Annotated in this window: 1 protein-coding gene; it reads left to right on the top strand. The window is 72.1% G+C overall.

Going from position 1 to position 26,610, the window contains the following annotated elements; genetic code table 11:
- Window positions 1-26,610: type I polyketide synthase (locus ABT061_RS47695; RefSeq protein ID WP_350930344.1), on the top strand; the 26,610-nt coding region annotated here is incomplete at both ends.

Here is a 26,610-nt window from a genome sequence, read left to right as displayed (position 1 = left end):
GTCGGCCCGCATCCGCTGCTGACGTTGGGGATCGAGCAGGCGGTGGACGCGGCGGGGGTCACCGCGGTGGTGGCCGGGACCTTGCGCCGCGACGAAGACGGGCTGGACCGGGTGCTGGTCTCGGCGGCCGAGCTGTTCGTCCGCGGGGTGGCGGTGGACTGGCAGAGTGCGCTGGAGGGTGGCCGCCGGGTCGACCTGCCGACGTACGCCTTCCAGCATCGGCGTTACTGGCCGAGCGGGGTGCGGATCGCCGATGCCCGAGGGCTTGGCCTCGCCGCGGCGAGGCATCCGCTGCTGGGCGCCACTGTCGGGCTCGCCGACTCCGACGGTGCACTGCTCACCGGCCTGATGTCGGTGCGCGCGCACCCCTGGCTCGCCGATCACGCGGTGGCCGGTACGGCGCTGTTCGCCGGCACCGGGTTCCTGGAGCTGGCGATCCGGGCGGCGGACCAGGTCGGCTGCGACCGGGTGGAGGAACTCACCCTGGCCGCCCCGCTGGTGCTCGCCCCGGACGGCGCGGTCGCCGTCCAGGTGGTGGTGAGCGCATCCGACGAGACAGGCCGCAGGAACCTGGCGATCTACGCGCGGCTCGCCGACGCGCCGGACCAGCCCTGGGTGCGGCACGCGGCCGGCGTGCTGGGGGTGGGAGCGCGTACGGCGCGGTTCGACACGGCCGTGTGGCCTCCCGTGGGTGCGATGCCCATCGCATTGGACGGGCTGTACGACGACCTGGCCGAGGGCGGTGTGGCCTACGGGCCCACCTTCAAGGGGTTGCGGGCGGCCTGGCAGCGTGACGGGGAGATCTTCGCCGAGGTCGAGGTGCCCGAGCAGGTCGGTGACGCCGGACTGTTCGGCCTGCATCCCGCCCTGCTGGACGCGGCGTTGCAGCCGGCCTCGTTCATGGACCTGGTGGAGCCGGGCCAGGGGCGGTTGCTGTTCTCCTGGGGTGGCGTCTGCCTGCACGCCAATGGTGCTTCGGCGTTGCGGGTGCGGCTGGTCAAGACCGGAAGCGGTTCGGTGTCGCTGGCGGCGGTGGACACCGAGGGCGCGCCGGTGCTGACGGCGGAGTCGCTGGTGTTCCGGCCGGTGTCCGCGGACCAGATGCTCGCCTCTGGCGGCCAGGGGCTGGAGCGGGACGCGCTGTTCGCGCTGGAGTGGGTGGTCGCGCCCACGATCGTCTCTCCGGTGGACGCGGTGGCCGGGCTGGACTGTGTCGAGCTGGACTGGTCGGAACCCGGTCGGCCGGGACTGGGTGACCTGCGCTGGGCCGAGCCGGGTCAGGCCGAGCCCGCGGGCGGTCGCGTCTCGCTGGACCGGGTGCCGGACGTCGTGGCCGTCGAGATCGGCTCGCCCGTCGAGGCGGGCGGGGCGTCGGCGGCACAGGAGCTGACCGGCCGGGTACTGGAGCTGCTGAGACAGTGGCTGGCCGATGACCGGTTCACCGAGTCGAGGTTGGTGCTGGTCACCCGGGGCGCGGTCGCCGGCGGGGAAGACGAGATGGTCACGGATCCGGCGGCGGCCGCGGTCTGGGGGCTGGTACGCGTCGCGCAGACCGAGAATCCCGACCGCTTCGTGCTGGTCGACGTGGACGAGCGGGAGACCGGGCTGTCGGCACTGCCCGAGGCGCTGGCCTGCGGCGAGCCCCAGGTGGCGATTCGCGAACACGTGGTCCGCGTTCCCCGGTTGGTCCGCCTGACGCCGGCTGGAGACGGCGCGCGGCGGCTGGATCTCGACGGCACCGTTCTGATCACGGGTGGTACGGGTGGTCTGGGGAGCAACCTGGCCCGGCACCTGGTGGCCGAGCACGGGGTCCGGCACCTGCTGCTGGCCGGCCGGAGGGGCCTGGAGGCTCCTGGTGCGGTGGAGTTGCAGGCCGAGCTGATCGCGCACGGGGTCGAGGTCACCATCACCGCCTGCGACCTGGCCGATCGGGACCAGGTGGCGGAACTGCTCGTCGGCGTGCCGGCGGAACACCCGCTCACCGCGGTCATCCATACCGCGGGCGTCCGTGACGACGGCATGATCCCGTCGCTGGACGCGCAGCGACTGGCCAATGTGTTCGGGCCCAAGGCCGACGGCGCCTGGCACCTGCACGAGCTGACCCGGGATCTCGATCTGGCCGCCTTCGTCATGTACTCCTCGATGGCCGGGCTGGCCGGCGGCGCGGGGCTGGGCGGCTACGCGGCGGCCAACGCCTACCTGGACGCGCTGGCCCAGCACCGCCGGGCCCAGGGCATGCCGGGCCTGTCCCTGGTGTGGGGACCGTGGGCGGCGGATGCCGGCATGGCCGGCGAGCTCTCCGAGACGGACCTCCGCCGGCTGACGGCCGCGGGGTTCCACCTGTTCTCCTTCGCCGAGGGCCTGGCCCTGTTCGACGCGGTCCTGGGCTGCGACACGCCGGTGGTCGCACCGGTCCGGCTCAACCTGCCGGCGTTGCGGGCGTTCGGCGAGGTGCCGCCGCTGTTGCGCTCGCTGGTGCGGGGCACGCGCCGTACAGCGGCGGCGGCCCCGGTGTCGGGTGCGGACGGGGCGTTGCTGCGGCAGCTGGCCGGGCTGGCCCCCGCCGACCGCAGCCGGCTGGTGATCGAGCTGGTCCGGGCACAGGCCGCCACGGTGCTGGGACACGCGTCCCCCCAGATGGTGGAGGTGCGGCGGGAGTTCCGCGAGCTGGGCTTCGACTCCCTCACCGCGGTCGAGCTGCGCAACCGGCTGAACGCCGCGACCGGGCTGCGGCTGCCCGCCACCCTGGTGTTCGACTACCCGACCCCCGTGGTGCTGGCGGAGTTCCTGCTGGCCGAGCTGCTGGGTGAGCACGGTGATGTCGCCGTTCCGACGGCGATCGCGTCGGTGGCCGACGACCCGATCGTGATCGTGTCGATGGCGTGCCGCTATCCGGGCGAGGTGCACTCTCCCGAGGATCTGTGGCAGCTCGTCACCGAGGGGCGCGACGCCATCTCCCCGCTGCCGGTCGACCGTGGCTGGCAGGTGAACGGCGACCTGGACTTCCAGGGCGGCTTCATGCCCGACGCCGCGGAGTTCGACGCCGGGTTCTTCGGGATCTCGCCACGTGAGGCGCTGGGGATGGATCCGCAGCAGCGCGTTCTGCTGGAGACCACCTGGGAGGCGGTCGAGCGAGCGGGGATCGACCCGCTGTCGCTGCGGGGCAGCGACACGGGTGTCTACGTCGGTGCCAGCGGTTCCGGCTACATCCCGTCGGACGAGGCCCGTGGCTTCATGGTGACGGGCCAGGCGGGGAGCGTGACCTCGGGCCGGCTGTCCTACACGCTGGGGCTTGAGGGGCCGGCGGTGACGGTGGACACCGCGTGCTCGTCGTCGCTGGTGGCGATGCACCTGGCGGCGCAGGCGCTGCGCGCGGGTGACTGCTCGCTGGCGCTGGCCGGTGGTGTGACCGTGGTGGCCACGCCGATGGGGATCATGGAGTTCAGCGCCCAGGGCGGGCTGGCCGCCGACGGGCGGTGCAAGTCCTACTCGGATGCCGCCGATGGCACCAGCTGGTCCGAGGGCGTGGGCATGGTGGTCCTGGAGCGGCTGTCCGACGCGCGGCGCAACGGTCACCAGGTCCTGGCCGTCCTTCGGGGCTCCGCGGTGAACCAGGACGGCGCGTCCAACGGGTTGACCGCGCCCAACGGTCCTTCGCAGCAGCGGGTGATCCGCCAGGCACTGGCCGGTGCGGGCTTGACCCCCGCCGAGGTGGACGCGGTGGAGGGCCACGGCACGGGCACGGCGCTGGGCGACCCGATCGAGGCGCAGGCGCTGCTGGCGACCTACGGTCAGGATCGGCCGGAGGACCGGCCGCTGCTGCTCGGATCGCTGAAGTCGAACATCGGTCACACCCAGGCGGCCTCCGGCGTGGCCGGTGTGATCAAGATGGTCATGGCGATGCGGTACGGAGTGCTGCCCAGGACGCTGCACATCGACGAGCCGTCCTCGCACGTGGACTGGGCCTCGGGCGCGATAGAACTGCTGACCGAGCCGGCCGAGTGGCCGCAGGCCGATCACCCCCGCCGGGCGGCGGTGTCGTCGTTCGGAATCAGCGGCACCAACGCCCACGTGATCATCGAGCGGATCGAAGCGCAGGATGCGGAGTCCGAGGGCCAGGAGTTCGAGAGCCGTCCCCCCGCGTCGGACGGTGCCGTGCCGGTCCTGGTCTCCGGCCGGTCGGCGGAGGCGTTGCGGGCGCAGGCCGAGCGGCTCGCGGCGTACGTGGACGGCGACCCCGGTCTGCGACTGGCCGATGTGGCGTTCTCGACGGCCACCACCCGCTCGGCGTTCGAGTATCGGGCGGCCGTGGTGGCCGCCGACCACGCGGGTTTGGGGGCCGGCCTGCGGGCACTGGCCGAAGGCCGGCCGGGTGCGGGTGTACTGCAGGGGCCGACCGCGGCCGAATCGAAGCCTGCGGTGCTGTTCACCGGTCAGGGCAGCCAGCGGGCCGGGACGGGCCGGGAGCTGTACGACCGGTTCCCGGTGTTCGCCGAGGCGTTGGACGCGGTGATCGCCGAGCTGGACCCGCTGCTCGATGGCCCGCTGCGCGAAGTCCTGTTCGCCGAGCCGGGTACGGCTGAGGCGGGGGCGCTGGATCAGACGGGGTGGGCGCAGCCGGCCCTGTTCGCGCTGGAGACGGCGCTGTTCCGGCTGGTCGAGTCGTGGGGACTGCGGCCGGAGGTCGTGACGGGGCATTCGATCGGGGAGATCACCGCGGCGCACGTGGCCGGGGTGCTGTCCCTGCCGGACGCGTGTGCGCTGGTGGCCGCGCGAGGCCGGATGATGCAGGCGCTGCCGCCGCACGGGGCCATGGTGGCGGTGCAGGCATCCGAAGCGGAGATCGCAGAGCTGCTGGCGGCCGGTGATGCGACGCAGGTGTCGGTCGCGGCCGTCAACGGCCCGACGTCGGTGGTGATCTCCGGGGATGAGCAGGCCGTGCTCGAACTCGCGGCCGCGCTGGAGGAGCGGGGCCGCAAGACCCGGCGGTTGCGGGTGTCGCACGCGTTCCATTCGCCGTTGATGGAGCCGATGCTGGCGGACTTCCGGGCACTGGCCCGGACGCTGACCTTCAGCGCGCCGCGGATCCCGATCGTGTCCACGGTGACCGGTGAGATGGCCACGGCCGAGCAGTTGTGCTCGCCCGACTACTGGGTGGACCAGGTCCGCCAGGCCGTACGGTTCGCCGACGCGGTGCGGGCGCTGCACCGGCAGGGCGTGACGGCCTACCTGGAGCTCGGGCCGGATGGGGTGCTGACCGCGATGGCCCAGGACACCCTGGCCGAGCTCACCGCTCCCGACTCGCCGGCCCAGCTCTCCGACGCCGATCCGGTACTGGTGCCGGTGCTGCGCAAGGACCGGGACGAGCAGAGCGCGATCACGGCGGCGCTGGCGCAGCTGCACGTGCATGGAGTGCCGGTGGATTGGCAGGCGGTGCTCCGCGGCGGGCGCCGGATCGACTTGCCGACGTACGCGTTCCAGCGGCAGCGCTTCTGGCCCGATGGCACCGGTTCCCAGCTGAGGAACGTGGCGGCCGCGGGACTGGCCGCCACCGGGCACCCGCTGCTGGGTGCCGCGGTCGGGCTGGCCGACTCGGCCGGAGTGCTGCTGACCGGGCGGCTGTCGCTGCCGTCGCATCCGTGGCTGGCCGACCACGCGGTGGGCGGCATGGTGATCTTCCCGGGCACCGGGTTCCTTGAGCTGGCGATCCGGGCCGGTGACCAGGTCGGCTGTGACCTGGTGGAGGAGCTGACCCTGACCACGCCGCTGGTGCTGGGCGAGCGGGACGCCGTCGTGGTGCAGGTGTGGGTGGGCTCGGCGGCGGAGTCCGGTCGCCGCAACCTGAGCATCTATGCCCGGCCGGCCGAGGCCGCCGACGAGGAGCCGTGGGTCCGGCACGCGGTCGGTGTGCTGGCGGCGGCCGATGGCCGGTCCCGCACCGGCGACATGGCCGGCTTCGACGCGGCGGTGTGGCCGCCGCGGGAGGCTACGCCCATCCAGCTGGACGGGTTGTACGACCAGTTCGCCGCGGGCGGGTTCCATTACGGGCCGGTGTTCCAGGGGCTGCGGGCTGCCTGGCGGGGAACTGACGGCGCGGTGTACGCCGAGGTCGTCCTGCCCGAGCAGGCACAGTCGAGCGCGAGTTCGTTCGGGGTGCATCCGGCGCTGCTGGACGCGGCGCTGCACGGCGTGACCTTCGCCGGGCTGGACGATGCCGAGAGCGGCCGGATGCCGTTCTCCTGGGGTGAGGTGTGCCTGCACGCCGCTGGCGCCTCGGTGCTGCGGGTGCGCCTGGCCAGGACCGGCGGCGACGCGGTCTCGGTGATCGCGGTGGATGCCGCCGGGGAGCCGGTGCTCTCGGCGCGGTCACTGGTGCTGCGGCCGGTCGCGGCCGGCCAGCTGGCCGCCGGCAGCGGCCGCGACCCGTACCGGGACTCGCTGTTCCAGCTGACCTGGACGGCGTCGCCCGAGACGCCGGCAGCGGTCGACACCGAGCTCGACTCGGTTGAGCTGACCTTGACTCCGACATCGGTACCGGCACTGGAGCTGGCGGCGCTGGAGACGGTGCCGGAGGTGGTGACCGTTGCGGTCGGCTCCGCGGGGTATGGCGACGTGGTCGCATCGGTTCACGAGCTGACCACTGCGGTGCTGGGCCTGCTGCAGGCGTGGCTGGCCGATGACCGCTGTCGCCGCTCCCGGCTGGTGTTCGTGACCAGGGGTGCCGTCGCGGCGAGCGAGAGCGAGGCTGTGGCGGACCTGGCGGCCGCTGCCGTGTGGGGACTGGTGCGGTCGGCACAGTGGGAGGAACCCGGCCGGTTCGTGCTGGTCGACGTGGACGGGCAGGAGTCCTCGCCTTCGGCGCTGTCGGGGGTGCTGGCCGCGGCGTCGGCGTTGGGTGAGCCGCAGATGGCGGTGCGCGAGGGTGGGGTGCGGGTGCCGCGGCTGGCGCGGGTGGCGCTCGGCTCCGACCTTGGCGATGACCTGAACGAGGGCGGTACCCGGGCTTGGGATCCCGAGGGCACGGTGTTGATCACCGGTGGTACCGGTGGTCTGGGTGCGTTGTTCGCGCGGCATGTGGTGGCCGAGCGTGGGGTGCGGCATCTGCTGCTGACCAGCCGCCGAGGCCTGGACGCCCCCGGCGCCGTGGAACTGCAGGCCGAGCTGATCGCGCACGGCGTTGAGGTCACGATCGCGGCCTGCGACATGGCCGACCGCGACCAGGTCGCGGGCCTGCTGGCCGGGGTCCCGGCCGGGCACCCGCTGACCGCGATCATTCACACGGCGGGTGTGCTGGACGACGGGACCATCTCCTCGCTGACACCGCAGTCGCTGGACATGGTGCTGCGGCCCAAGGTCGACGCCGCCTGGCATCTGCACGAGCTGACCCAGGGGCTGGACCTGGCGGCGTTCGTGGTCTTCTCCTCCCTCGCCGGGGTGATGGGCAACGCCGGGCAGGGCAACTACGCCGCTGCCAACGTCTTCCTGGACGCGCTGGCCCAGCAGCGGCGGGCCGCGGGACTGCCCGCGCTCTCGTTGGCCTGGGGTGCCTGGACCCAGGACGTCGGGATGACCGGCACGCTGGACGACGCCGAAATGCGCAGGATGGCGCGGGCGGGGATGCCGCCACTGTCGCCGGAACAAGGCCTGGCGTTGTTCGAGGCTGCTACCGGGCTGGAGCGTGCGCTGCTGATCCCGGTCCGGCTTGAGCCGTCGGCACTGCGGGCGCAGGGCGCGGTGCCGGCGTTGTTGCGGGGTCTGGTGCGGGGTGGGCGGCGGTCGGCGGCGTCCGGTTCGGTGGTGGCGGCGACGTTGTTGCAGCGGTTGGCTCCGCTCACAGCGGCCGAGCGTGCCGAGGTCCTGGTGGATCTGGTGCGTACCGAGGTGGCCATGGTCTTGGGCCATGCCTCGCCCGGTACGGTGGAGGTGCGGCGGGAGTTCCGCGAGCTGGGCTTCGACAGCCTCACCGCGGTCGAGCTGCGCAACCGGCTGAACGGTACGACCGGGTTGCGGTTGCCGTCCACGCTGGTGTTCGACTACCCGACGCCGACGCTGCTGGCGGAGTTCCTGCTGGCCGAGCTGCTCGGCGAGGACGCCGGCGCGATCATCCCCACGTCCATCGTGCCGGTGGCGGACGACCCGATCGTGATCGTGGGCATGGCGTGCCGCTATCCGGGCGGAGTCACCTCTCCGGAGGACCTGTGGCGGCTGGTCACCGAGGGCGCGGACGCGATCTCGCCCTTCCCGACGACCCGCGGCTGGAGCCGTGACGCGCTTTATCCGGGCACCGAGGGACGAGCCGTCAACTACGTCCAAGCGGGTGGCTTCCTGCACGAGGCCGGGGAGTTCGATCCGGGGTTCTTCGGGATCTCGCCGCGTGAGGCGCTGGCGATGGATCCGCAGCAGCGGTTGCTGCTGGAGACCACCTGGGAGGCGATCGAGCGGGCCGGGATCGACCCGGTCTCGCTGCGCGGCAGCCACACGGGCGTGTTCGCCGGCGTGATGTACCACGATTACGCGAACAGCATGCCCTTCCCGGCGGATGTGCTGGGCTTCATGGGCACCGGCACCGCCGGAAGTGTCGCGACCGGCCGGCTGTCCTACACGCTGGGGCTGGAGGGTCCGGCGGTGACGGTGGACACCGCGTGCTCGTCGTCGCTGGTGGCGTTGCACCTGGCCGCGCAGGCGCTGCGCGGTGGTGACTGCTCGCTGGCGCTGGCCGGTGGTGTGACCGTGATGGCCACTCCGGGGCCGTTCATCGACTTCACCGGGCAGGGTGGGCTGGCCGGCGACGGCCGGTGCAAGTCCTACTCCGACGCGGCCGACGGCGCGGGCTGGTCCGAGGGTGTGGGCATGCTGGTGTTGGAGCGGCTGTCGGACGCGCGCCGCAACGGCCATCAGGTGCTGGCGGTGGTACGGGGTTCGGCGGTCAACCAGGACGGTGCGTCGAACGGGTTGACCGCGCCGAACGGTCCGTCGCAGCAGCGGGTGATCCGTCAGGCGCTGGCCGGTGCGGGCTTGTCCTCCACCGAGGTGGACGCGGTCGAGGGCCACGGCACGGGCACGGTCCTGGGTGACCCGATCGAGGCGCAGGCGCTGCTGGCCACCTACGGCCAGGACCGGGACGAGGACCGGCCGCTGTTGCTGGGGTCGATCAAGTCGAACATCGGTCACACCCAGGCGGCGGCTGGTGTGGCCGGTGTGATCAAGATGGTCATGGCGATGCGGCATGGGGTGCTGCCCAAGACGTTGCACGTGGATGCGCCGTCGTCGCATGTGGACTGGTCCTCGGGTGCGGTGGAGTTGCTGACCGAGCCGGCCGAGTGGCTGCGGAACGGTCATCCGCGTCGGGCGGGCGTGTCGTCGTTCGGGATCAGCGGCACCAACGCGCATGTGATTCTCGAGCAGGGGCCGGAGGTTCCGGAACTCGAAGAGGTTTCGCAGGACCGGGCGCCTGCTGTGGGTGTGGTTCCGGTGCTGGTGTCGGGCCGGTCGGTGGAGGCGTTGCGGGCGCAGGCCGAGCGGTTGGCGGCGTTCGTGGATGGCGATGCTGGTCTGGGTCTGGCCGACATCGCGTTCTCACTGGCGACGACGCGGTCGGTGTTCGAGCATCGGGCGGTGGTGCTGGCCGAGGGCCGTGAGGGTGTGCTGGCCGGTCTTGGTGCGCTGGCCGAGGACCTGCCAGGTGCCGGTGTGGTGCGCGGGGTGGCCGCGACGGAGCCGCAGCTTGCTTTCCTGTTCACCGGTCAGGGCAGTCAGCGGGCGGGGATGGGCCGGGAGCTGTATGACCGGTTCCCGGTGTTCGCGACGGCGTTGGATGAGGTGATCGCGGAGCTGGACCTGCTGCTGGACGGGTCGTTGCGCGAGGTGTTGTTCGCCGAGCCGGGGTCGGCCGAGGCGGGGTCGCTGGACCAGACGGGGTGGGCGCAGCCGGCGCTGTTCGCGCTTGAGGTGGCGTTGTTCCGGCTGGTGTCCTCGTGGGGGGTGCGGCCGGGTGTGCTGGCCGGTCACTCGATCGGGGAGATCAGCGCGGCGCATGTGGCCGGGGTGCTGTCGCTGGCCGACGCGTGTGTGCTGGTGGCGGGCCGGGCGCGGTTGATGCAGGCGCTGCCGGCCGGTGGGGTGATGGTGTCGGTGCGGGCTTCTGAGGAGGAGGTCGCTGAGCTGCTGGTCGGGCGTGAGAAGGAGGTGTCGGTCGCGGCGGTGAACGGTCCGGCCTCGGTGGTGATCGCCGGGGTGGAGGAGCCGGTCCTGGCCGTCGCCGCCGAGTTGGAGTCTCGGGGAATCAGGACGAAGCGGTTGCGGGTGTCGCACGCGTTCCACTCGCCGTTGATGGAGCCGATGCTGGAGGACTTCCGCGCCCTGGCCGGCACGCTGACCTACAACCCGCCGCGAATCCCGGTGGTGTCGACGATGACCGGGCAGGCGGCCACCGCCGAGCAGCTGTGCTCGCCGGACTACTGGGTCGACCAGGTCCGCGGCGCGGTCCGCTTCGCCGACGGCGTGCGTGCCCTGCACGCGCGGGGCGTGCGGGCGTATCTGGAGCTGGGCCCCGACGGCGTGCTGACCGCCATGGCTCAGGACACCCTTGCCGCCGAGGATCAGTCCGTCGCGGACTTGGTGCCGGCGCTGCGCGGGGACCGCGATGAGCAGTGGTCGGTCATGTCGGCGTTGGCTCAGTTGCATGTGTGTGGGGTGGTGGTGGATTGGGGGTCGGTGCTCCCGCGCGGGCGGCGGGTGGAGTTGCCGACGTATGCCTTCCAGCACCAGTGGTTCTGGCCTGATGGCAGTGCGGGTGCCAGTTCGGGGAATGTGGCCGCGGCGGGGTTGGTGACGGCGGGGCATCCGCTGCTGGGCGCGACAGTCGGGCTGGCCGATTCCGATGGGGTGGTGCTGACCGGGCGGTTGTCGCTCTCGTCGCATCCCTGGCTGGCCGATCACGCGGTGGCCGGGATGGTCTTCTTCCCGGGGACCGGATTCCTGGAGCTGGCGATCCGGGCGGGTGACCAGGTCGGCTGCGACCTGGTGGAGGAGTTGACGCTGGCGGCTCCGTTGGTGCTGGGCGAGGACGACGCGGTCGTGGTTCAGATCGCGGTGGGTGCGCCGGAGGAGACCGGTCGGCGGACCTTGGGTGTCTATTCCCGGCCGGTGCGGGCCGATGAGGAGGTGCCGTGGGTGCGGCACGCCACCGGCACGCTGGCCACCGGCACTTCGGGTACCGGTGCTGTGGATGTCGCGTCGTTCGATGCGGCGGTGTGGCCGCCGGCCGGGGCGACCGCGATCGAGCTGGACGGGCTGTATGAGGAGCTGGCCGTCCGAGGGCTGGGGTACGGTCCGGTGTTCCAGGGGCTGCGGGCGGCCTGGCGGGGCGAGGCCGGTGAGGTGTTCGCCGAGGTCGCGTTGCCTGAGCAGGTGGCGTCGAGTGCAGGTGCGTTCGGGGTGCATCCGGCGCTGCTGGACGCGGCGTTGCACGCGGTGACGTTCGTGGGGCTGGACGCCGCGGCGGGTACGCGGTTGCCGTTCTCCTGGGGTGAGGTGTGCCTGCACGCCGGTGGTGCGGCGCTGTTGCGGGTGCGGCTGGCCAGGGTGGGCGATGATGCGGTGTCGCTGGTCGCGGTGGATGCGGCCGGGGAGCCGGTGGTGTCGGCGCGGTCGCTGGTGCTGCGCTCGTTCTCGCCCGAGCAGCTTGTTGGCACCGGTGGTGGCCGTGGTGTGGAGCGGGACTCGCTGTTCGGGCTGGAGTGGACCGCGCTGGCGGAGGTGCCGGGCGCGGAGACCGGTGCGAGTGTGGTCGAGCTGAGCGGGGATCTCGCCTCGCTGGACCCGGCGCCGGACGTGGTCATGGTCACCGTCGGGTCGGCCGGCGCCGAGAGCGTGGTGGAGTCGACTCACGAGCTGGTCGCTCACGCCCTCGGCCTGCTGCAGGGTTGGTTGGCCGATGAGCGGTTCGAGGCTTCGCGTCTGGTGTTCGTCACGCGGGGTGCGGTCGAGGCGCGGGAAGGTGATGTGGTCGCTGATCTGGCGGCTGCGGCGGTGTGGGGTCTGGTGCGGTCGGCGCAGTGGGAGAACCCGGGCCGGTTCGTGCTGGTCGACGTTGACGCGGAGTTGCTTCCGTCGTCGCTGGCCGCGGTGCTGGCCTCCGGGGAGCCGCAGGCGGCGGTCCGTGAGGGTGCGGTACGGGTGCCTCGTCTGGCTCGGGTGATGCCGGCCGAGGAGGCGGGGCGGTCGTGGGATCCGGAGGGGACGGTGCTGGTCACCGGTGGTACCGGTGGTCTGGGTGGTCATCTGGCTCGGCATCTGGTGGCCGAGCGTGGGGTGCGGCGTTTGTTGCTGACCAGTCGCCGGGGGCTGGAGGCTCCGGGTGCGGTGGAGTTGCAGGCCGAGTTGATCGCGCACGGGGTCGAGGTCGAGATCGCCGCGTGTGATGTGGCCGACCGGGATCAGGTGGCGGCCCTGCTGGCCGGGATCGATGCCGACCATCCGCTGACCGCAGTCGTTCACACCGCGGGTGTGCTGGCCGACGGGACGATTCCGTCGCTGACGCCCGAGCGCCTGGACACCGTGCTGCGGCCCAAGGTCGATGCCGCCTGGCACCTGCACGAGCTCACCCAGGGCCTGGACCTGGCGGCGTTTGTTGTGTACTCGTCGGCCTCGGGTGTCATGGGCTCGGCTGGGCAGGGCAACTACGCGGCCGCGAACACGTTCTTGGACGCGCTGGCTCAGATGCGGCGGGCCGAGGGACTGCCCGCGCTGTCGCTGGCGTGGGGTGCCTGGAGCCAGGACACCGGATTGACCGGCACGCTGAGCGACGCCGACATGCGGCGGATCGCCAGGATGGGTACGCCGCCGCTGTCGGTGGAGCAGGGTCTGGCGCTGTTCGAGGCCGCTGTCGCGCTTGAGCATGCGGTGCTGATTCCGCTCCGGTTGGAATTGGCGGTGCTGCGCTCCCATGGCGAGGTGCCGGCGTTGTTGCGGGGTCTGGTGCGGGGTGGGCGGCGGTCGGCGGCGTCGGGTTCGGTGGTGGCGGCGACGTTGCTGGGACGGTTGGCTCCGCTGGGGGCGGCCGAGCGTGCCGAGGTCCTGGTGGATCTGGTGCGTACCGAGGTGGCCTTGGTGCTGGGGCACGTCTCGCCGGAGACGGTGGAGGTGCGGCGGGAGTTCCGCGAGCTGGGCTTCGACTCCCTGACCGCGGTGGAGTTGCGTAACCGGCTCAATGCCGCGACCGGGTTGCGGTTGCCGGCCACGCTGGTGTTCGACTACCCGACGCCGACGCTGCTGGCGGAGTTCCTGCTGGCCGAGCTGCTCGGTGAGGACGCCGATGTGGTGGTTCCCGCGCCCGTCATGCCCCTGAGCGACGATCCGATCGTGATTGTGGGCATGGCGTGCCGTTATCCGGGCGGGGTCACGTCTCCGGAGGATCTGTGGCGGCTGGTCACCGAGGGCGGGGATGGGATTTCGCCGTTCCCGACGACGCGCGGCTGGGATCTGGGGGCGTTGTACAGCCCGGATCGGGAGCGCCGGGGGACCAGTTATGTGCGTGAGGGTGGTTTCCTGCACGAGGCGGGGGAGTTCGATCCGGGGTTCTTCGGGATCTCGCCGCGTGAGGCGCTGGCGATGGACCCGCAGCAGCGGCAGCTGCTGGAGACGTCATGGGAGGCGATCGAGCAGGCCGGGATCGACCCGGTCTCCCTGCGTGGCAGTCGTACCGGCGTGTTCGCCGGCATCTTCTACCACGACTACGGGATGAGCGCCGAGTTCCCGCCGGAGGCGATGGGCTTCGTCGGCACCGGTACGGCGGGCAGTGTCGCGACCGGCCGGATTTCGTACGCGCTGGGGTTGGAGGGCCCGGCGGTGACGGTGGACACCGCCTGCTCCTCCTCGCTGGTGGCGATGCACCTGGCCGCGCAGGCGCTGCGCTCTGGGGAGTGCTCGCTGGCGGTGGCCGGTGGTGTGACGGTGATGGCCACACCGGGGGCGTTCATCGATTTCAGCGCCCAGGGCGGGCTGGCCGGCGACGGACGGTGCAAGTCCTTCGCTGACGCGGCCGACGGGGTGAGCTGGTCGGAGGGTGTGGGCGTGCTGGTGCTGGAGCGGCTGTCGGACGCTCGGCGTAACGGGCATCGGGTGCTGGCGGTGGTGCGGGGTTCGGCGGTCAACCAGGACGGTGCGTCGAATGGGTTGACGGCGCCGAACGGCCCGTCGCAGCGGCGGGTGATTCGTCAGGCGCTGGCCAGTGCCGGGCTGACTCCCGCCGAGGTGGACGTGGTCGAGGGGCACGGGACCGGTACGACGCTGGGTGACCCGATCGAGGCGCAGGCCCTGCTGGCCACCTACGGCCAGGACCGGGACGAGGACCGGCCGCTGCTGCTGGGTTCGATCAAGTCGAACCTCGGTCACACCCAGGCGGCCGCGGGTGTGGCGGGTGTGATCAAGATGGTCATGGCTCTCCGGCACGGGGTGCTGCCCAGGACGTTGCATGTGGACGCCCCGTCGTCGCATGTGGACTGGGCATCGGGTGCGGTGGAGCTGCTGACCGAGGCCAGGGGGTGGCCGGAGGCCGGTCGTCCGCGTCGGGCGGGTGTGTCGTCGTTCGGGATCAGCGGCACCAACGCGCATGTGATCTTGGAGCAGGGGCCGGAGGCTACTGAGGCGGAGTCGCGTGGTGAGGACCGGGCGCCGGCCGCGGGTGTGGTGCCGTGGGTGGTGTCGGGCAAGACCGAGGAGGCGTTGCGGGCGCAGGCTCGTCGTCTGGGCGCGCACCTCGACGTGCACGGCGATCTCGACCCGGTGGATGTGGGCTCCTCGCTGGTGGTGTCGCGGTCGGTGTTCGAGCATCGGGCCGTGGTCATCGGAGACGGCCATGAGGAGCTGCTGGCGGGGCTGGCCGCGGTGGCTTCCGGTGAGTCGGCGACGCGCGTGGTTTCGGGTGTGGCCGATGTCGTTGGTAGGTCGGTGTGGGTGTTCCCGGGTCAGGGGGCGCAGTGGGTGGGGATGGGTGCGCGGCTTTTGGAGGAGTCGGCGGTGTTCGCCGGGCGGATGGCGGAGTGTGCGGCGGCGTTGGAGCCGTTCGTGGACTGGTCGTTGCTGGATGTGGTGCGGGGTGTGGAGGGGGCTCCGGGGCTGGATCGGGTGGATGTGGTGCAGCCGGTGTCGTTCGCGGTGATGGTGTCGCTGGCGGCGGTGTGGGAGTCGCTGGGGGTTCGTCCGGATGCGGTGGTGGGGCATTCGCAGGGTGAGATCGCGGCGGCGGTGGTGGCCGGTGGTCTGTCGGTGCAGGACGGTGCGCGGGTGGTGGCGTTGCGCAGTCGTCTGATCGCGGAGCGGTTGGCGGGGTTGGGGGCGATGGCGTCGGTGGCGCTGCCGGTGGAGCGGGTGCGCGAGCGGGTGGCGGTCTGGGACGGGCGGGTGTCGGTCGCGGCGGTGAACGGCCCCAATTCGGTGGTGGTGGCCGGTGAGGTCCAAGCCGTGGAGGAGCTGGTCGAGCGGTTGACCGAGGATGGGGTGCGGGTCCGGCGGATCGCGGTGGACTACGCCTCGCATTCGGCCCAGGTGGAGCAGTTGCGTGAGGAGCTGGCCGGGGTGCTGGCGGGGGTGGCGCCGCATGCCGTGCGGGTGCCGATGCTCTCGACGGTGACGGGCCAGTGGGTGGAGGGGCCGGAGCTCGACGGCGGGTACTGGTGTGAGAATCTGCGGCGCACGGTGGGCTTCGCGCCGGCGGTGGCGCAGTTGCTGGAGCAGCGGTATCGGGTGTTCGTCGAGGTGAGCCCGCATCCGGTGCTGACGGTCGGGGTCCAGGAGTGCGTGGACGAGACGGACGCCACCACTGTGATCGCCGGGACGTTGCGCCGCGAGGACGGTGGCCTGGACCGGGTACTGGTCTCGGCGGCCGAGCTGTTCGTCCGCGGCGTGGCGGTGGACTGGCAGGCCCTCTTCCCGGGTGCTCGCCGCGTCGACCTGCCCACCTACGCCTTCCAGCATCAGCGGTTCTGGCCGAACGCGCGGCAGAGTGGGGATGCTCGGGTGCTGGGGCTGGCCGCGACGGATCATCCGTTGCTGGGCGCGGCGATGCCGCTGGCCAACTCCGATGGGGTGGTGCTGACCGGGCGGCTGTCGCTGCGGTCGCAGCCGTGGCTGGCCGATTACGTGGTGGCGGGTTCGGTGCTGGTGCCGGGCGCGGCGTTCGTGGAGCTGGCCGTGCGGGCCGGTGACCAGGTCGGCTGTGAGCTGGTGGAGGAGCTGACCCTGGACGCGCCCCTGGTGCTGGGCGAGGGTGACGCGGTTGCGGTGCAGGTGTGGGTGGGCGCCGCCCAGGAGACGGGCCACCGGCCGGTGAACGTGTATGCCCGCCCGGCGGACGCGGCCGATGAGGTGCCCTGGGTACGGTACGCGACCGGTACGCTCGCGGCCGGTGCTCCGGAAGCCGTGCCGTTCGATGCGGCGGTGTGGCCGCCGGCCGGCGCGACCGCCATCGAGCTGGAGGGGCTGTACGACGATCTGGCCGAGGAGGGGTTCGCCTATGGCCCGGCGTTCCAGGGGCTGCGGGCAGCCTGGCGGGGCGCTGACGGTGAAGTCTTCGCCGAGCTGAGTTTGCCGGAGCAGGTCAGCGGGGCCGGTTCGTTCGGGTTGCACCCGGCGCTACTGGACGCGGCGTTGCACGCGGTGACCTTCGCCGGGTTGGAGCCGGTGGAGGGGAGCCGGTTGCCGTTCTCCTGGGGTGAGGTGTGCCTGCACGCGGCCGGGGCGTCGGTGCTGCGGGTGCGGCTGGCCAGGGTGGGCGGCGATGCGGTGTCGCTGAGCGCGGTGGATGTGACGGGTGCGCCGGTGGTGTCGGCGCGGTCGGTGGTGCTGCGGCCGGTCTCGGCCGAGCAGCTGGGGGTCTCCGATGGTCACGGGGCCGGGCGAGACACGCTGTTCCGGGTGGAATGGGCCGTGGCAGGCGGCCTGCCGGAAGCCGATCAGGTACCGGTGGCGCTGCTTGGCCTGGACACGCTGGGTGTCGCGGCGGCGTTGCGGGCGTCCGATGACGACGCGGCCGGGGGTTCGGGTGGCGCTTTGCTGCCGGTGCACGCGGATCTGGCGTCGCTGGTTGAGGCGGGTCCGGTCCCGGCAGTGGTGGTGACGGAGGCGGTCTCCGACCCGGCGGCCGGGGTGGTGGAATCGGCGCATGAACTGACCGCCCGCGTTCTGGACCTGCTGCAGCGGTGGCTGGCCGATGAACGCTTCAGCGACTCCCGGATGGTGGTTCTCACCCGGGATGCGGTGGTGACCGGTGCCGGCGCGCAGGGTGCGCAGGGTGAGGCGGTACCGGACCCGGTCACGGCGGCGGTGTGGGGTCTTGTCCGTAGCGCCCAGTCGGAGAACCCGGGCCGGTTCGTGCTGGTCGACGTGGATGATCAGGAGTCCTCGCGGCCGGCCCTGCTCGACGCACTGCTCGGGGTGCTGGCCTCGGGCGAGCCGCAGGTGGCGGTACGCGAGGGGGAGGTGTGGGTTCCGCGTCTGGCGCGGGTGCTGCCCGGTGATGCCGGGGCGGATGTCTCCGGTGACAACCCCGGTGCCTGGGATCCGGAGGGCACGGTGTTGATCACCGGTGGCACCGGTGGTCTGGGCGCGCTGTTCGCGCGGCATGTGGTGGCCGAGCGAGGTATGCGGCATCTGCTGCTGACCAGCCGCCGGGGGGCGGATGCTCCGGGTGCGGTGGAGTTGCAGGCCGAGCTGATCGCACACGGTGTCGAGGTCACGATCGCCGCCTGCGACATGGCCGACCGGGACGCGGTGGCGGCCCTGCTGGCACAGGTGGACGACGAGCACCCGCTGACCGCGGTCGTCCACACCGCCGGTGTGCTGGCCGACGGCACGATTCCGTCGCTGACGCCCGAGCGGCTGGAGGCGGTGCTGCGTCCGAAGGCGGACGCGGCCTGGCACCTGCACGAGCTCACCAGGGACCTGGACCTCGCGGCGTTCGTGCTGTTCTCCTCCATGGCGGGGGTGATGGGCAACGCCGGGCAGGGCAACTACGCGGCGGCGAACGCGTTCCTCGACGCGCTGGTCCAGCTACGCCGGGCCGAAGGGCTGTCTGGATTGTCGCTGGCCTGGGGCTTGTGGGCGCAGGAGACCGGGATGACCGGCGGGCTGGGGACGATAGATCTGCAGCGGATGGCGCGGGCGGGGATGCCGGCGCTGTCGGCCGAGCAGGGGCTCGCGATGTTCGAGCTGGCTGCCGCGTCGCAGCACGCGGCGGTGGTGGCCGCGCGGCTGGAGCTGTCGGTGCTGCGCACGTTCCCCGAGGTGCCGCACCTGATGCGCGGCCTGGTGCGCGCGGGCCGCCGGTCGGCGGTCTCCGTCCCCGTGGGCGGGGACGCGGAGCTGGTACGGCGGCTGGCGGGGCTGGGTGAGGCCGAGCAGGTGCGGCTGGTGCTCGAGTTGGTGCGGGCGCAGGCGGCGGCGGTACTGGGGCACGCCTCGGGAGAGGCCGTCCAACCCGGACGCGAGTTCCGTGAGCTCGGTTTCGACTCCCTCACCGCCGTTGAGCTACGTAACCGGCTCAACGGCGTCACCGGGCTGCGGCTGCCGGCGACGCTGGTGTTCGACTACCCGACGCCGATCGTGCTGGTGCGGTTCCTGGTGTCGGAGCTGCTGGGCCGGCAGGACCTGGCGGTGGCGTCGGGCAGGGTGGCCGGGCCGAGAGCGTCGGTGGCGGACGATCCGATCGTGATCGTGGGGATGAGCTGCCGGTTCCCCGGTGGGGTGAACTCGCCGGAAGAGCTGTGGCGGTTGCTGGCCGAGGGCGAGGACGCGATCTCGCCCTTCCCCGCCGATCGGGGCTGGGATCTGGAGATGCTGTCGGCGGGAGGCTCCAATGGTCAGGGCGTTAGTGCGACCGGTCAGGGTGGGTTCCTGGCGGATGTGGCCGGATTCGACGCCGGATTCTTCGGGATCTCGCCGCGTGAGGCGCTGGCGATGGACCCGCAGCAGCGGCTGCTGCTGGAGGGGGTGTGGGAGGCGGTCGAGCGGGCCGGCATCGACCCGGTCTCGCTGAAGGGCAGCTCCACCGGTGTGTTCGTGGGCACCAACGGCCAGGACTACGCGAGCCTGGTGATGAACGCTCAGGCGGATGTACAGGGTCACGCCATCACCGGCATGGCGGCCAGCGTGCTGTCGGGGCGCCTGTCCTACACCCTGGGCCTGGAAGGCCCGGCGGTGACGGTGGACACCGCCTGCTCGTCGTCGCTGGTCGCGATGCACATGGCCGCGCAGGCGCTGCGCTCGGGCGAGTGCGGCCTGGCGCTGGCCGGCGGTGTCACGGTGATGACCACCCCGCTCGGGTTCATCGGCTTCAGCGCCCAAGGAGGGCTGGCGCCTGATGGCCGGTGCAAGGCGTTCTCCGACGGCGCGGACGGCACCAGCTGGTCCGAGGGCTTGGGCGTGCTGGTACTGGAACGGCTGTCGGACGCCCGCCGCAACGGCCACGAGGTCCTGGCGATCGTGCGTGGTTCGGCGATCAACCAGGACGGTGCGTCCAACGGTCTGACCGCGCCTAACGGTCCTTCGCAGCAGCGGGTGATCCGCCAGGCGCTGGCCGGCGCCGGTCTGTCGCCGTCCGAGGTGGACGCGGTGGAGGCGCACGGCACCGGGACGACGCTGGGTGACCCGATCGAGGCCCAGGCGCTGCTGGCCACGTACGGACAGAACCGTGAGACCGACCGGCCGCTGCTGCTGGGGGCCGTCAAGTCGAACATCGGTCACACGCAGGCGGCCGCCGGTGTGGCCGGTGTGATCAAGATGGTCATGGCGATGCGGCACGGAGTGCTGCCCAGGACACTGCATGTGGACGCGCCGTCCTCGCACGTGGACTGGACCTCCGGCGCGGTGGAGCTGCTGACCGAGGCGACCGAGTGGCCGGAGACCGGCCATCCGCGCCGGGCGGGTGTGTCGTCGTTCGGGATCAGCGGCACCAACGCCCACGTCATCCTGGAGCAGGGGCCGGTGGCTCCGCGGATCGAGGCCGGAACGGTGCCGCGGGACGAGGCACCGGCCGCGGACGTGCTGCCGGTGTTGGTGTCGGCCCGTACGGCGGAGGCGCTGCGGGCGCAGGCCGGGCGGCTGGTCTCGCACGTGGGGGACCGCGGTGAGGTGGCGCTGGCCGATACCGCGTTCTCGCTGGCCACGACCCGTCCGGCGTTCGAGCATCGGGCGGTGGTACTGGCCGCCGATCGCGATGGGGTGCTGGCCGGACTGGACGCCCTGGCCGAGAACCGGCCGAGCGCGGGTGTGGTGCGCGGCGTGGCGGGAGCGGAGCCGAGGCTGGCGGTGTTGTTCACCGGTCAGGGCAGTCAGCGGGCGGGGATGGGCCGGGAGCTGTACGAGCGGTTCCCGGTGTTCGCGCAGGCGTTGGACGAGGTGATCGCCGAGCTGGACCCGATGCTTGACGGACCGCTGCGCGAGGTGCTGTTCGCCGAGCCGGGCGGTGACCAGGCCGGGTTGCTGGACCAGACGGGGTGGGCGCAGCCGGCCCTGTTCGCGGTGGAGACCGCCCTGTTCCGGCTGGTCTCCTCGTGGGGGATTCGGCCCGAAGTACTGGCCGGGCACTCGATCGGGGAGATCAGCGCGGCGCATGTGGCCGGGGTGCTGTCGCTGAGCGATGCGTGCGCGCTGGTGGCGGGCCGGGCGCGGTTGATGCAGGCGCTGCCGACCGGTGGGGCGATGGTGGCGGTGCAGACCTCCGAGGAGCAGGTCGCCGAGCTGCTGGCCGGACGCGAAGACCAGGTGTCGATCGCGGCCGTGAACGGTCCCACCTCGGTGGTGATCGCCGGAGTCGAGGAGCCGCTGCTCGCGATCGTCGCGGTGCTGGAGGAATGCGGGATCAAGACGCGACGGTTGCGGGTGTCGCACGCGTTCCACTCGCCGTTGATGGAGCCGATGCTGGAGGACTTCCGCACGCTGGCGAGCAGGCTCACCTACGGTGCGCCGAGGATTCCGATCGTGTCCACCCTGACCGGGCAGGCGGCCACGGCCGAGCAGCTGTGCTCGCCGGACTACTGGGTGGAGCAGGTCCGCGGCGCGGTCCGCTTCGCCGACGGCATCCGCACCCTGCACGGCCAGGGCGTCCGGGCCTACCTGGAGCTCGGCCCCGACGGTGTGCTGACCGCCATGGCCCAGGACACCCTCGCGACCGAGCCGGAGGCGTCTGAGTCGCACACGGTAGTGGTGCCGGTACTGCGCGGGGACCGGGACGAGCACCAGGCCGTTACCGAGGCGCTGGCCCGTCTACACGTGCACGGCGTACCGGTGAACTGGCAGACGGTGCTGCCGCGCGGGCGCCGGGTCGACCTGCCCACCTATGCCTTCGAGCACCAGCGGTTCTGGCCCGAGACCGGTGCCCCCGCCAGGGGTGCCGCCATGGCGGATCCGGTGGACGCGGAGTTCTGGGCCACCATTGAGCGTGAGGATCTCCAGTCCCTCGCGGCGCGGCTGGACGTGGAGCAGGAGACGCTCGGCGCGGTGCTGCCGGCGCTGACGTCGTGGCGACGAGCCCGACGCGAGACGTCCGTCGCGGACTCCTGGCGATACAGGGTCATCTGGAAGCCACTGACCAGCGTCTCGGCCGCCGTCGTGCCGGGCACCTGGCTGGTCGTGGTGCCCGCGGAGCAGGCCGGCGATGCCTGGTCGGAGTCCGTGGTCCAGATGTTCGGGGCGGCGGCCGTACGGCTGGACGTATCCGGCCAGGACCGGGCCGCGCTCGCCGAGCAGGTACGCGAGCGCCTCGGCGCCGACGCGGAGCCGGCCGGGGTGGTGTCGCTGCTGGCGCTGGGTGAGACCACGGAGCCGGGTGTCTCGGACGGCTCGGCGCTGACGATGACCTTGCTGCAGGCACTGGGCGATGCCGGTGTCGAGGCGCCACTGTGGTGTGTCACGAAGGGCGCGGTCTCGCTCGGGCGGTCCGACACGGCGCCGATCCCGGCTCAGGCGGGCGTGTGGGGCCTCGGCCGGGTGGCCGCGCTGGAGTACCCCCAGCGCTGGGGTGGCCTGATCGACCTTCCCCAGACGCTGGACCAGCGGGTGGTGACCTGGCTGGCGGGCGTCCTCACCGTGCCCGGCTCCGAGGATCAGGTGGCGATCCGCTCGACCGGCGTCTACGGCCGCAGGTTGGCTCACGCCCCTTACCGGGGCACTGACGCCACGCTGCGACCGCGCGGCACGGCCTTGATCACCGGTGGCACCGGCGCGCTCGGTGCTCACGTGGCCCGGTGGCTGGCCGCCCAGGGCGTCGAACATCTCGTACTGACCAGCAGGCGGGGCATGGCGGCAGGCGGTGCGGCCGAGCTGCGCGACGAGCTGACCGCGCTGGGTGCCCGGGTGAGCATCGTGGCATGCGACGTGGCCGATGCGGACGCACTCGCGGCGGTGCTGGCCGACATCCCGGCTGAGTACCCGCTGACCGGGGTCGTCCATGCCGCAGGCATCAGCCCGGCGAACAACCTGGACGGGCTGGACGCCGCCGAGCTGGCCGAGGTGATGCGGGCGAAGGTCGTCGGCGCGCTGAACCTCGACGCGCTGCTGGGCGACCGCGAGCTCGACTTCTTCGTGCTGTTCTCCTCGATCGCCGCGGTGTGGGGCAGCGGTGGCCAGGCCGCCTACGCCGCCGCCAACGCCTCTGTTGACGCTCTTGCCGACCGGCGGCGGGCACGCGGGGTCGTGGCGACCTCGGTCGCCTGGGGCCCATGGGTCGGGGATGGCATGGCCGCCGCCGACGGGGCACAGGACTACCTGTCCAGGCGTGGCGTGCGGGCGATGGGGGCGGGAGCGGCCGTCACCGCGCTGTGGCGGGCGGTCGCGCACCGGGACGCGACCGTGGCGGTCGCGGATATCGCCTGGGAGCAGTTCGCCCTGACGTTCACCGCCGTACGGCAGAGCGCTCTGCTCGGCGATCTGCCGGAGGTGCTGAGCCTGGTCGAGGCGGGCCGTACCGTCCGGGAAGAGGAGCAGTCGGCCGTTTCCGCCCTGCGGGCGCGGCTGCGTGAGCTGGAGGCGGGCGAGCGGTCGCAGGTCCTGCGGGACATGGTCCGCGAGCAGGTCGCCGTAGTGCTGCGGCACTCCAACGCGGATGCGATCGAGACCGAGCGGGCCTTCAAGGATCTCGGGTTCGACTCGCTGACCTCGGTCGAATTCCGTAACGCGCTCCGTGCCGCGACCGGCTTGAACCTGCCGGCGACGCTGGTCTTCGACTACCCGACGCCGGCCGTCCTGGCGGACTTCCTGCTGGCGGAGTTGCTGGGCGAGCAGGTGCGTGCGGGGGTGCCGTCGGCGGTGCTGCCGGTGGCGGACGATCCGATCGCGATCGTGTCGATGGCCTGCCGCTATCCGGGCGGGGTGAGCTCTCCGGAGGACCTGTGGCGGCTGGTCGCCGGAGGCCAGGACGCCATCTCCCCGCTGCCACGGGACCGAGGCTGGCAGACGCGCGGCGAGCTGGACTTCCAGGGCGGGTTCCTCTTCGACGCGGCCGAATTCGACCCGGGGTTCTTCGGCATCTCGCCGCGCGAGGCGCTGGCGATGGACCCGCAGCAGCGGTTGCTGCTGGAGACGTCCTGGGAGGCGATCGAGCGAGCGGGGATCAACCCGGTCTCGCTGCGCGGTAGCCGTACCGGCGTGTTCGCCGGGGTGCTCTACCACGACTACGGGACGAGTGCCGAGTTCCCGCCGGAGGCGATGACCTTCGTCAGCAACGGCAGCGCTGGGAGCGTCGTCACCGGTCGCGTCGCGTACGCGTTGGGGTTGGAGGGCCCGGCGGTGACGGTGGACACCGCCTGCTCGTCGTCGCTGGTGGCGATGCACATGGCCGCGCAGGCCCTGCGATCGGGTGAATGCAGTCTGGCCTTGGCCGGTGGCGTGACGGTGATGGCGTCGCCGTTGGTGTTCGTCGATTTCAGCGGTCAGGGTGGGCTGTCGTCGGACGGCCGGTGCAAGGCGTTCGCCGACACCGCTGACGGCACGACCTGGTCTGAGGGTGTGGGCGTGCTCGTGCTGGAGCGGCTGTCGGACGCTCAGCGCAACGGTCACCAGGTCCTGGCGATCCTACGTGGTTCGGCGATCAATCAGGACGGTGCGTCCAACGGGTTGACCGCGCCGAACGGTCCTTCGCAGCAGCGGGTGATCCGTCAGGCGCTGGCCGCTTCGGGGCTGTCGTCGGCCGAGGTGGACGTGGTCGAGGCGCATGGAACGGGCACGACGTTGGGTGACCCGATCGAGGCGCAGGCGTTGCTGGCCACCTACGGCCAGGAGCGAGATGAGGATCGGCCGCTGCTGCTGGGGTCGATCAAGTCGAACCTCGGTCACACCCAGGCGGCGGCCGGTGTCGCGGGTGTGATCAAGATGATCATGGCGATGCGGCACGGCATCGTGCCGAAGACGTTGCATGTTGATACGCCGTCGTCGCATGTGGACTGGGCCTCGGGTGCGGTGGAGCTGCTGACCGAGGCGGTGGAGTGGCCGCAGACGGGCTGGCTGCGCCGGGCGGGTGTGTCGTCGTTCGGGGTCAGCGGCACGAACGCGCACATGATTTTGGAGCAGGGTCCGGAGGCGCCGCAGGCCGAGCCGCGGGTGGAGGACGTGGCGCCGACAGCGGGTGTGGTGCCGTGGGTGATCTCGGGCAAGACCGGTCAGGCGCTGCACGATCAGGCGGGTCGCCTGGGTGCGCACCTGGAGGCGCACGGTGATCTCGACCCGGTGGATGTGGGCTCGTCGCTGGTGGTGTCGCGGTCGCTCTTCGAGCATCGGGCCGTGGTCATCGGAGACGGTCATGAGGAGCTGCTGGCGGGGCTGGCCGCGGTGGCTTCCGGTGAGTCGGCGACGCGCATGGTCGCGGGTGTGGCGGACGTCGATGGGAAGTCGGTGTGGGTGTTCCCGGGCCAGGGGGCGCAGTGGGTGGGCATGGGTGCCGCGCTGCTGGAGGAGTCGGCGGTGTTCACGGGGCGGATGGCCGAGTGCGCGGCGGCGCTGGAGCCGTTCGTGGACTGGTCGGGGTGGTCGTTGCTGGATGTGGTCCGTCAGGTGGAGGGTGCTCCGGGGCTGGATCGGGTGGATGTGGTGCAGCCGGTGTCGTTCGCGGTGATGGTGTCGCTGGCGGCGGTGTGGGAGTCGTTGGGGGTTCGTCCGGATGCGGTGGTGGGGCATTCGCAGGGGGAGATCGCGGCGGCGGTGGTGGCCGGTGGTCTGTCGGTGCAGGACGGTGCGCGGGTGGTGGCGTTGCGCAGCCGCCTGATCGGTGAGCGGCTGTCCGGGCATGGGGTGATGCTGTCGGTGATGGCGCCGGTGGAGCAGGTGCGCGCGGCGCTGGCCGAGGATGGTCTGCTGGATCGGATCTCGATCGCGGCGGTCAACGGGCCCCGGGTGGTCACCGTCGCCGGTGACGGGGATGCGATGCGGGTGCTGGAGCGGCGGTTGTCGGCCGAGGGGGTGATGCGCTGGCAGTTGGCCGGTGCGGACTTCGCCGCGCATTCGCCGCAGGTCGAGCGGTTCCGTGACGATCTGCTATCGGATCTGGCGGGGGTGGTGCCGCGTGCGGCGCGGGTGCCGATGCTGTCGACCGCGACCGGGCAGTGGCTGGAGGGCACGGAGCTGGATGCCGGCTACTGGTATGAGAACGTGCGGCGGACGGTGGAGTTCGCGCCGGCCATCGAGCGGTTGCTGGCGGAGCGGTATCGGGCGTTCGTCGAGGTCGGCCCGCATCCGTTGCTGACGTTGGGGATCGAGCAGGCGGTGGACGCGGCGGGGGTCACCGCGGTGGTGGCCGGGACGTTGCGCCGTGACGAGGGCGGCATGGACCGGGTGCTGGTCTCGGCGGCCGAGCTGTTCGTCCGCGGGGTGGCGGTGGACTGGCGGGCGGTGCTTTCGGGCGGGCGCCTGGTGGAGCTGCCGACCTACGCCTTCCAGCACCAGAGGTTCTGGCCGGGCCCGAAGCAGGGGGGCGATGCTCGTGCGCTGGGGCAGGCGGCGACGGGGCATCCGCTGCTGGGTGCGGCGGTGGGCCTGGCCGACTCGGATGGGGTGTTGCTGACGGGTCGTCTGTCGCTCGCGTCGCATTCGTGGCTCGCCGATCACGCGGTGGCCGGTACGACGCTGTTCGCCGGCACCGGGTTCCTCGAGCTGGCGATCCGGGCGGCGGACCAGGTCGGCTGCGACCGGGTGGAAGAACTCACCCTGGCCGCCCCGCTGGTGCTCGGTGCGGACGATGCGGTCGCCGTCCAGGTGGTGGTGAGCGCATCCGACGAGACAGGCCGCAGGAACCTGGCGATCTACGCCCGGTTGGCTGACGCGCCGGACCAGCCCTGGGTGCGGCACGCGACCGGTGTTATCAGCACGGGTGCTTCGCCTGCCGTGCCGTTCGATGTGGCGGTGTGGCCGCCGGCCGGGGCGTCCGTGATCGAGCTGGACGGGTTGTATGAGGAGCTGGCGGAGGAGGGCTTGGGGTATGGTCCGGCGTTCCAGGGGTTGCGGGCGGCTTGGCGGGGTTCTGATGGTGAGGTCTTCGCTGAGGTGGGTCTGCCCGAGCAGGTCGGTGGGGCGGGTGCGTTCGGGTTGCATCCGGCGTTGCTGGATGCGGTGTTGCATGCGGTGAGT

The organism is Streptosporangium sp. NPDC002544 (assembly GCF_040295965.1).
Classification (GTDB): domain Bacteria; phylum Actinomycetota; class Actinomycetes; order Streptosporangiales; family Streptosporangiaceae; genus Streptosporangium.
The sequence above is the reverse complement of the archived record's forward strand: the minus strand, read 5'-3'. Positions and strand labels throughout refer to the sequence as shown.